We start from the raw sequence: 10,518 nt of genomic DNA on the forward strand, positions 1-10,518 counted from the left end.
TCGAGGTTATAATATGGAGAAATATGCAAAAGTCATAGTTAGAAGTAATACTATACATACAGACAACCTATTTACATACCAAGTTCCAGATTTTTTAATAGATGAATTACATATAGGTCATAGGGTCTTAGTTCCATTTGGAAAGGGAAATAAACCAACAGAAGCCTTTGTATTTGAACTTACAAATGATATAGATGAAAAAATAAAAGCTAAATATGTTATAGATTTATTAGACGAAAATCCTATATTTAGGATAGAAGATTTAGAACTAGTAAATTGGATGAAAAATAGATACTTATGCACATATATAGACTGTATAAATTTAATATATCCAAAGGGATATAAACTTAATAACTATAAAGTTGTAAGTTTAAGTGATGAACTTTTAAGTTTAAGCAATATTCAATTTCAAAAAATTTTAGAAACACTAAATGAAAATCAAAGTAAAGTAGTAGATGAAATTTTAAAAAGTAAAGGTAAAGTTAAGGTTGAAAAGTTAAAATATATACAAAATATAAATGGCTTATTAGATAGAATGAGTAAGAAAAGTATAGTTAAGTTAAGTTGGGAATATAAAAATCATAAGAATGAAAAAAAAATATGCTATATATCATTAGCTATTGAAAGTGATGAAATAGATGAATTTATAAAGACAAATAAAATAAATTTAGGAAGTAAACAAAAAGAAATAATAAAATTCCTAAAAAATAATGATAATGTTGAAATAAATGATTTAGTTGAAATCTTAAAAGCATCAAAACAAAGTATAAACTCTCTACATGATAAAAATTTAATTACATTAGAATTAAAAGATTATTATAGAAATCCAGATGAAATATATAAATCAGTAAATAAAGATATAATACTTAATGATGAACAAGCCCATGCAATAAACAAGGTAACATCAGAAATGTTTGATGAAAATAAGAAACCATATATATTAAAAGGTGTTACAGGTAGTGGTAAAACGGAAGTATATATGGAAATTATAGATTATGCACTAAACCAAGGATTAGATAGTATTGTATTAGTTCCTGAAATAGCACTTACTCCTCAGACAATATCTAGATTTAAAAATAGATTTGGTGATATTGTAGGAGTGTTTCATAGTCAGTTATCAGAAGGCCAAAAGCATGATGTATATAAAGCTATAAAGTCTGGAAAAGTAAGAATTTTAATAGGTGCAAGGTCGGCATTATTTGCACCATTTAACAGCTTAGGTGTTATTATAATAGATGAGTTTCATGAATCATCGTATAAATCAGAAAAAAATCCTAAATTTAGTGCAATAGAAGTAGCAAGGTTCATGGCTATGAAAAATGATGTATCTCTAGTTTTAGGGTCAGCAACTCCTTCAGTTGAAGAGTATTATAAATCAAAAAATGGTGAGTATGAGCTTATTGAGATAAAACAAAGAGCAAATAAAAAGCCTCTTCCTAAAATTGAAGTTGTAGATATGAAATCTGAATTAAATAGCGGAAATAAAAGTATATTCAGTAATAGGCTTCAAGGAGAAATAGAAGAGGCAATTAAAAATAAAAATCAGGTAATACTATTTTTAAATAGAAGAGGATATGCAAGTTTTGTATCTTGCAGAAAATGTGGATATGTATTCCAGTGCGAAAACTGTGATATATCTCTTACTTACCATAAAAGAAGCAACAGCGGTAGATGTCATTATTGTGGGTACGAAAAAGAAATACCAAAAGAATGCCCTGAGTGTGGTAGTAACTATGTAAAACCTTTTGGTATAGGAACACAAAAAATTGAAGAAGAATTAAAGAGTATATTTAAAGATATTAAAGTACTTCGAATGGATAAAGATACAACATCAAAAAAAGGTTCTTTAGAGGAAATTTTAAACAAATTTAAAAATAAGGAAGCTGATGTATTAATAGGAACGCAGATGCTTAGTAAAGGATTAGATTTTGATAACGTTACTTTAGTAGGAATTTTATCTGCTGATATGATTTTAAACTTCCCAGATTTTAAAAGCTTTGAAACAACATTTCAATTAGTAACTCAAGTTTCAGGCCGTGCAGGTAGATCTGATAAAGAAGGAAAGGTAATACTTCAAACTTATGACACCGATCACTATGCAATAAGACGAGCTATAAACTATGACTATGAAGGATTTTATGAAGATGAAATAAAGATTAGAAAGGCTTTTGGATACGCTCCATTTAATAATATGATTAGTGTTGTAATAAGTGGAGAAAGTGAAAGATTAGTAAAACAAAATGCTCAAAATATGTATGATTCAATTATTTACTTACTTAAAAATAGAGGTATAAATAATTTTGATTTTGTATTAGGGCCAAATCCTTGTTCAATATCTAAAATAAATCAAAATTATAGATGGCAGATATTATTTAAGGATGATGATATTGAAATTAATTTATTAAAGGGTATAATAAAATATATATGTATAACGAAAAGAGATACAGTATTTAATAAAGAAATTAATGTATCGATAGATATTAACCCAAACAGCGTATTATAAACTTAGGAGGAAAGAAAAATGGCATTAAGAGAGATTGTTCAAATAGGAGAACCAGTACTTAGAAAAAAATCAAAAAAGGTAGAACAAATAGATAATAAAATAATACAATTATTAGATGATATGGCAGACACAATGTATAATGCAGATGGTGTTGGTCTTGCTGCACCACAAGTAGGTATACTTAAAAGAATTGTTGTTATAGATATTGGAGATGGATTAATAGAACTTATAAATCCTGAAATAATAGAAACATCTGGAGAACAAATAGATGATGAAGGGTGCTTAAGTGTTGTAGGAGAGTCAGGTGCTGTTAGAAGACCATATTATGTAAAGGTAAGAGCATTTGATAGACAAGGTAGATTATTTGAAATGGAAGGTGAAGAGCTATTAGCGAGAGCTTTCTGTCATGAAATAGATCATTTAGATGGAGTATTATTTGTAGATAAAATAGGAAAGTAGTAGGTGTTAATTTAATGAGAATATTATTTATGGGAACGCCTGACATTGCAGTTGGATGTTTACAAAAAATTATAGATGAAAAACATGATATTATAGGTGTAGTAACTCAACCAGATAAACCAGTTGGAAGAGGTAAAAAACTAGGTATGCCACCTGTAAAAGAACTTGCCTTAAAATATGATATAGATGTATATCAACCAGTAAAGGCTAGAGATGAAGAATTTGTTAATATATTAAAAGAATTAAATCCAGATTTAATAGTAGTAGTTGCATTTGGTCAGATACTACCTAAATCAATATTAGATATTCCTAAGTTTGGATGTGTAAATGTCCATGTTTCATTATTACCAAAGTATAGAGGAGCAGCTCCAATAAACTGGGTAATAATAAATGGAGAAGAAAAAACTGGTGTAACAACTATGTACATGGATGAAGGATTAGACACAGGAGATATGATATTAACATCTGAATTTGATCTTGACGATGAAATAACAGCTGGAGAACTTCATGATAAAATGATGGAAATAGGAGCTCAAACTTTAAAAGAGACAATAGACTTAATAGAAAAAGGATGCGCACCAAGAATAGCTCAAAATCATGATGAATTTTCTTATGCTCCTATGATGAATAAATCATTAGGTAATATTGATTGGAATAAAAGTGCAAGAGAAATACATAATCTTGTAAGAGGAGTAAATCCATGGCCAAGTGCTTATACAACGTACAATGATGCTACTATGAAAGTTTGGAAAACTAAAGTTCTAAGTGAAAGTAGTACAAAAGCACCTGGAACAATACTTAAAGTAGATAAAGAAGGTATAAGAGTTTCAAGCAAAGATAATGTAATTTTAATAAAAGAAATGCAAATGCCAGGAAAGAAAAGAGTTTTAGTATCAGAATATATAAAAGGAAACAGTATAGAAACCGATATAGTTTTAGGTTAGGTGGAAGACATTATGGACGCAAAAAAGTATATGACTACTGTAGGTATATTAATAGCAGTACTTATAGTTGGAGGATTAGGTATAAATATATTCGTATCTAATTTAACTCATGTTTTTTCAGTATTAATAAACATTATAGTTGTAGTACTAGTATGTATAATAATATTTTCATTAATTATTACAAATAATGTTATTAAAGATAAAAGAGTTAGTCCACATTTTATGAAAATTAATTTTAATATAGTAAGTTTATTATTTCCTGTAATAACACTTATAGGAAATAGCATAGGTGTATCTAAAAATGAGTTAAGAAAAGTATTTGTTAAGTTAAATAACAATTATATATATAGTAATAAATATAATTTAAAGAGTGAAGAAATACTTATACTAATACCTCACTGTATACAAAAAAGTAGTTGTAAATTAAAAGTAACAACTAAAATAGAAAACTGTGCAGAATGTGGATTATGTAATGTAGGAGATTTAGTTAAACTAAAAGAGAAAACAAATGTAAATATATTCGTAGCTACAGGAGGAACTTTAGCTAGAAAAATTATAATAGAAAATAAACCTAAAGCAGTTATAGCAGTTGCTTGTGAAAGAGATTTAACATCAGGTGTTCAGGATGTTAAAGGTATACCTGTATTAGGAGTATTTAATAAAAGACCTAATGGACCTTGTGTAGATACAACTATAGATATAAATGAAGTTGAAAAAGCTATAAACTTTTTCATAAATAAAAATTAATGATGGGAGTGTATTTTATATGCCTGGATACTATGGATATGGTTATGGATTTTTCGATCCAACAATGGTTATATTAATTCCTGCTATATTATTTACTATGTACGCTCAGTTTAAAGTGAGTTCAACAACAAGTAAATACTTAAGAGTAAATGCTCAAAGAGGATATACAGGTGAACAAGTAGCAAGAAAAATATTAGATTCAAATGGATTATATAATGTTAGCATAGAAATGGTTAGAGGACATTTAAGTGATCACTATGACCCAAGAAGAAATGTAGTAAGACTATCACAAGATATATACTATGGAACTTCAATAACTTCAGTTTCAGTTGCAGCACATGAGTGTGGCCATGCAATCCAACATGCAAAAGGATATATGCCACTTAACTTTAGAACTGCATTAGTTCCAGTAGTAAACTTTTCATCAAATATATCATGGCTTTTAATAGCTTTAGGATTTATTATGAGAGGTCCATTTTTACAAATTGGGATATTATTATTCGCTGCGTCAGTATTATTTCAACTAGTAACTTTACCAGTAGAATTTAATGCTTCAAACAGAGCGGTAGTTCAACTTGCAAACTTAGGGCTTGTTGAGGGAAGAGAAAAAAATCAAAGTAGAGATGTTCTTACAGCAGCAGCTTTAACTTATGTTGCAGCAGCTTTAACTTCAGTACTTCAACTTTTAAGATTATTAGCAATAGCAAATAGAAACAATGATTAAAGGAGATTGTCCTAGTATTTCTAGGACTTTTTCTATTTAAGCAATGGACCTGACTTTAAGGGTCATTGGCGATATGAACGAAGTGAATTTGTATATAACTTTAAGGAGAATTTTATATGAACGCAAGAGAAATAGCATTTAAGGTACTTTGCGATATAGAAGAGAATAATAACTATTCTAATATAGCAATAAACAAGCATTTTAAAAATTTAAGTTTAAGCAATCAAGATAGAGGTTTTGCTACAGAACTTATATATGGAGTAGTAGAAAATAAATATTATTTAGATTATATAATCGATAAACTTTCAAAGATTAAGACGCAAAAATTATCAACTTATGTTAAAATATTGCTAAGGATGGGAATTTACCAAATCGCATTTTTAGATAGTATATCAGATTATGCGCTTGTAAATGAAACTGTGAATTTAGTTAAGAAATATGATAAAAGATCATCTGGATTTGTAAATGCAATTCTTAGAAATATAATAAGGAATAAAAAAGAAGTATTAAAGGTAGACATAGAGAGTGAAATAATGAGCTTATCTACTAAGTATTCATATAGCCCTTGGATGATAAAGAATTGGATTAATAATTTCTCTAAAGAATTTACAGAAGATTTACTAGAAGCTAATAGTGAAAGGCCAAGTATTTATTTAAGAGTTAATACACTTAAAACTAATAGAGATGAACTTTTAAATAAGCTAAAGGAAATGGATATAAAAGCTTATAAAGTACCTCATGTAGAAGAAGCTATAAAGGTTGAAAATCTTAAGAATATAGAAAATAATGAGTTATTTAAAGAAGGCTTATTTACAATACAAGATATTAGTTCTATGTTAGTAGGAAAAGTAATTAATCCTAAGGAAAACTCTTTAGTATTAGATGTATGTAGTGCACCAGGAGGTAAATCTACTCATTTAGCAACACTTATGAATAACACGGGTAAAGTAGTAGCAAGAGATGTATTTGAACATAAGTTAAAACTTATAGATAATACAGTAAAAAGATTAGGTCTTGAAAATGTAGAAATCGAGAGTTACGATGCATCTAAATTAGATGTAGAAAGTATAGAAAAATATGACTATGTATTAGCTGATGTGCCTTGTTCTGGATTGGGTATAATAAGAAGAAAGCCTGAAATAAAATTTAAATCTAAGGCAGAACTTAAAGAATTACCATCAATACAAAAGACAATTTTAGAAAATGCATCAAAGTATGTAAAAGTTAATGGAATATTAGTTTATAGTACATGTACAATTCAAGATAGCGAAAATATTAATATAGTCAATGAATTTTTAAATGAAAATGATAAATTTGAATTAGTACCAATTGATGAAATAAATATAGATTTAGATAATCAAGATAAAGGATATCTAAAAATATATCCAAATATTCATGGTATGGATGGTTTCTTTATAGCAAAATTAAAGAAAGTAAGGTAGTGATAATATGAATCAGAAAAAGACGGCATTAAAAAACTTTACAGAATTAGAAATGAAAGAATTTATGAAAACTATAGGAGAAAAACCATTTAGAGGAAGTCAAGTTTTTTCATGGATATATAAAGGAGCTAAGAGTTTTGATGATATGAATAATATTCCTAAGAGCTTAAGAGAAAAGCTTGATGAAGTTTCATACATTGGTAATATAGAAGTTGAATTAAAACTAGAATCAAAAGTTGATAAAACAAAAAAGTATTTATTCTTATTAAATGATGGAAATATAATAGAAACTGTAATGATGGATTATGAAGATAGAGTTACAGTATGTATTTCAAATCAAGTAGGGTGTAGAATGGGATGTAAATTTTGTGCATCTACAATAGATGGTCTACTTAGAAACTTAGAACCATGGGAAATACTAGATCAAATATTAAAGATACAAGAAGATACTGGTAAAAGAGTATCAAACCTTGTTTTAATGGGAAGCGGAGAGCCGTTAGATAATTTTGAAAATACTAAACAGTTTTTAAAAATAGTAAATGATGAAAATGGTCTAAATATTGGATATAGACATATAACACTATCAACTTGTGGAATAGCTCCTAAAATGAGAGAATTAGCAGATTTAGGTATACCTATAAACTTAGCTTTATCTTTACACTCTCCTTATGATGAAAAAAGAATAGAAATTATGCCAGTGGCTAAAGCCTATTCTATAAAAGATATATTAGATGCATGTAAGTATTATATACAAAAAACTAATAGAAGAGTTACATTAGAGTACTCACTAATAAAAGGAGTTAACGACTCAGAAAAAGAAGCATTAGCTCTTGTAAAATTATTAAAAGGCATGCTATGCCATGTAAATTTAATACCTATAAACAACGTGGAAGAAAGAGATTTTGAAAGACCGGATAAAACTTATATTTATAAGTTTAGAGATATCTTAGAAAAAAACAATATACCAGCTACGGTTAGAATTTCTATGGGCTCAGATATAGGTGGAGCCTGTGGTCAATTAAGAAGAAAACACAAGTAGCTTTAAGGGGGAAGTCGTATGATTTATAGTTGTGCCTCCCATATAGGAAACGTTAGAAAAAATAATGAGGATTACTGTAAGGGGGAAATTATAGATACAGATTATGGATCTATAGGAATATTTGCTTTGGCTGATGGAATGGGCGGTCATAAAAAAGGTGAAGTTGCAAGTAAATTAGCTGTTGAAAATATAATTTGTTTTTTAAAAGAGAATTTATTACAAAGTACAAACATAAAAATAGATTATGTAGATGATATAGTGAAACAAGCTTACAATAATGTGAATTCCATTATACATGAAAAATCTATATCTAGTGTTGATTATGAAGGCATGGGAACTACTTTAACGACAGCCATATTATATAAAAATAACTTATATGTTGCTAATGTAGGTGATAGTAGATGTTATTTATTAAAGGATAATAATTTTGAACAAATAACAAGAGATCACTCTGTAGTTCAAGAGCTTATAGAAGCAAATATTATTACAAAAAGTGAAGCTAAAAATCATCCTCGTAGAAATCATATAACTAGAGCAATGGGCACAGATGAGCTAGTTATAGTAGATATATTTAAGATAGAGATAAATAGAGGAGATAAAGTCCTACTTGCTACAGATGGATTAACAGGATTTGTTGATGATGAAGTCATAAAAGAGATAATATTAAAAGATGAAGACATAATGATTTTAACTGAAGAGTTAATAAATACAGCTAATAATATTTCTGGCAAGGATAATGTTTCAGTTATATTAATAGAAGATAAATAGGACGGTGATAAAGTGGGAGAAACTGTTTTAGGAAACAGATATGAAATCATCAGAAAAATTGGTGATGGAGGGATGGCCTTTGTTTATGAGGCTAAAGATAGGCTGCTAAACAGAACTGTAGCTGTAAAAGTACTTAGGCCTGAGTTTGTAGATGATGAAGAGTTTTTAGGTAAGTTTAAAAGAGAAGCTGAAGCGGTAGCAAGTCTTTCTCATGCTAATATAGTGAATGTGTATGATGTAGGTGAAGATGGTAAAGTTCATTATATAGTAATGGAATTTATTGATGGACAAAACCTAAAAGAAATAATAAAAAATGAAGGAACTTTAGATGAGTATACTGCACTAGACATAACTAAGCAAATAGCTATGGCTCTTAGTGCAGCGCATAAAAAAGGTATTATCCATAGGGATATAAAGCCTCACAATATACTTATATCTAATGAAGGACGAATAGTTAAAGTAGCTGACTTTGGGATAGCAAAAGCTGTTTCAAATTCAACTATGACAAATATTGGGAGTATAATAGGTTCAGTACATTATTTTTCTCCTGAACAAGCAAAAGGTAAATTTGTAAGTAATAATGCAGATTTATATTCTTTAGGAATAGTTTTATATGAAATGTTAATAGGGAAAGTTCCTTTTAGAGGAGATAGTCCTATATCTATAGCGCTTCAGCATATAAATGATGAAATAGAATTTACACCTGATGAAAAAGTAAATATACCTCAAAGTGTTAGAACTATAATAAAAAAGTTAACTGAAAAGTCAAGCTCAGATAGATACCAAAGTGCTGAAGAGTTAATAGAGGATATAGAATATATAGAAAAAAATATAGATTTGGATTTTATAAAGGAATATGATAACTATGCAACTCAAAAAATTGATGAAAGAGATATGCAAAAATCTACAAAGCCTAAAATAGTACCTGTAGGTTTTGAAGAGAATGATAAAGATGAAGATGATGAGTTGTTTGAAGAAGAAAAGCCAAAAAGTAGAAAAGAAATAAAGAAAAGAAAAAAACAAGAAAAAGAAGAAAGTCCTAAAACAAGAAAAAGGCTTAAAATACTAATTGGAGTTTTAGTTTTAGTTTTACTTACACAAGTATTTGCATTTGCTAAATACTTAGGTCCAATGCTAGGATTTAAAGAAGGAGAAGCTTTAAAAGCACCAGACCTTAAGAGTATGCACATAGATGATGCTCAAAGGGAACTTGAAAGATTAGGTCTAAAAGTAGCATTAAGAGATGAATACGATCCAAATGTAGAAAAGGATCATGTAATATCTCAGATGCCAGCATCAGGTAGTGATGTTAAAGAAGGTGATACTATAAGCATAGTATATAGTAAAGGATCTAAAAATGCAGAAGTACCTAATGTAGTTGGAATTACATTAGGGGAAGCAGAAAATATACTAAAAGAAAATAAACTAGAATTAGGAAATATAAGCTATGAATATAGTGATACTTTTAAAGAAGGTATTGTTTTAAGACAAAGTCCAAAATCTGGAGCTGGAACAATAGAAGAAGGCGATAAGATAGATGTTGTTGTAAGTAGAGGTCCAGAGGCAGTTAAGCCTGAAACACCAAAAGAGGAAGATAATAAAGAAAATGTAACTCCACCACCTACTAATCCCAGTGAAGGAGGAGGAAGCTCAAATGGAGGGTCACACTCTGGGGGGAGTAATAATGGATCAGGTTCAAAGCCTAACGGAAATGGTAATGGAGCAAATAATGGAGGCAGCGGAACAGGTGGACCAACAACTCCAGGAGGCAATGGAGGAAATGGATCAACTGGCGAAGGAAACACTGGAGGAACTCCTGGGACAGGGACAGAAACTCCTGGAACAGGCAGTGGAGAAGGTTCTAATGAACCACCAGAGGTAAGTCAAGATAT

At 29.1% G+C, this 10,518-nt stretch carries 9 protein-coding genes; all 9 read left to right on the forward strand.

Annotated features, from left to right (window positions below; translation table 11 throughout):
- The first annotated feature begins 13 nt into the window (after positions 1-13).
- On the forward strand, positions 14-2,503 hold the full coding sequence (gene priA / locus BN899_RS01110; protein WP_042271732.1) for a primosomal protein N': 2,490 nt from the start codon (positions 14-16) through the stop codon (positions 2,501-2,503).
- A gap of 18 nt (positions 2,504-2,521) precedes the next feature.
- A complete protein-coding gene (def, locus tag BN899_RS01115) occupies positions 2,522-2,962 on the forward strand; it encodes a peptide deformylase (protein WP_042271735.1) in 441 nt (146 codons plus the stop codon).
- Positions 2,963-2,976: 14 nt separating this feature from the next.
- Positions 2,977-3,906 (forward strand): methionyl-tRNA formyltransferase, encoded by a 930-nt coding sequence (fmt, locus tag BN899_RS01120; protein ID WP_042271737.1) that lies wholly within the window; start codon positions 2,977-2,979, stop codon positions 3,904-3,906.
- Positions 3,907-3,915: 9 nt separating this feature from the next.
- Positions 3,916-4,653 carry a DUF116 domain-containing protein gene (locus BN899_RS01125; RefSeq protein ID WP_052356484.1) on the forward strand — a complete coding sequence of 246 codons (738 nt, stop codon included), beginning with the start codon at positions 3,916-3,918 and terminating at the stop codon, positions 4,651-4,653.
- Between the two features lie 19 nt (positions 4,654-4,672).
- Complete coding sequence (locus BN899_RS01130) at positions 4,673-5,377, forward strand: zinc metallopeptidase (RefSeq protein WP_042271742.1); 705 nt, start codon at positions 4,673-4,675, stop codon at positions 5,375-5,377.
- A gap of 116 nt (positions 5,378-5,493) precedes the next feature.
- Positions 5,494-6,819: a 16S rRNA (cytosine(967)-C(5))-methyltransferase RsmB gene (gene rsmB, locus BN899_RS01135; protein WP_042271745.1), complete on the forward strand. Its 1,326-nt coding sequence runs from the start codon at positions 5,494-5,496 to the stop codon at positions 6,817-6,819.
- Between the two features lie 7 nt (positions 6,820-6,826).
- Positions 6,827-7,858, forward strand: a complete 1,032-nt coding sequence (gene rlmN, locus BN899_RS01140) for a 23S rRNA (adenine(2503)-C(2))-methyltransferase RlmN (RefSeq protein WP_042271748.1) — start codon at positions 6,827-6,829, stop codon at positions 7,856-7,858.
- An 18-nt stretch (positions 7,859-7,876) separates the two neighbouring features.
- Complete coding sequence (locus BN899_RS01145; RefSeq protein ID WP_042271751.1) at positions 7,877-8,626, forward strand: Stp1/IreP family PP2C-type Ser/Thr phosphatase; 750 nt, start codon at positions 7,877-7,879, stop codon at positions 8,624-8,626.
- Between the two features lie 12 nt (positions 8,627-8,638).
- On the forward strand, positions 8,639-10,518 hold a 1,880-nt coding region (pknB, locus tag BN899_RS01150; protein WP_071162422.1), incomplete at its 3' end, for a Stk1 family PASTA domain-containing Ser/Thr kinase.

Source organism: Faecalimicrobium dakarense, assembly GCF_000499525.1.
Lineage (GTDB): Bacteria > Bacillota > Clostridia > Peptostreptococcales > Peptostreptococcaceae > Faecalimicrobium > Faecalimicrobium dakarense.

Excerpts from the sequence above, each read along its gene's own strand:
- priA (WP_042271732.1), top strand. The coding sequence starts at position 14 with ATGGAGAAATATGCAAAAGTCATAGTTAGAAGTAATACTATACATACA.
- def (WP_042271735.1), top strand. The coding sequence starts at position 2,522 with ATGGCATTAAGAGAGATTGTTCAAATAGGAGAACCAGTACTTAGAAAA.
- fmt (WP_042271737.1), top strand. The coding sequence starts at position 2,977 with ATGAGAATATTATTTATGGGAACGCCTGACATTGCAGTTGGATGTTTA.
- BN899_RS01130 (WP_042271742.1), top strand. The coding sequence starts at position 4,673 with ATGCCTGGATACTATGGATATGGTTATGGATTTTTCGATCCAACAATG.
- rsmB (WP_042271745.1), top strand. The coding sequence starts at position 5,494 with ATGAACGCAAGAGAAATAGCATTTAAGGTACTTTGCGATATAGAAGAG.
- rlmN (WP_042271748.1), top strand. The coding sequence starts at position 6,827 with ATGAATCAGAAAAAGACGGCATTAAAAAACTTTACAGAATTAGAAATG.
- BN899_RS01145 (WP_042271751.1), top strand. The coding sequence starts at position 7,877 with ATGATTTATAGTTGTGCCTCCCATATAGGAAACGTTAGAAAAAATAAT.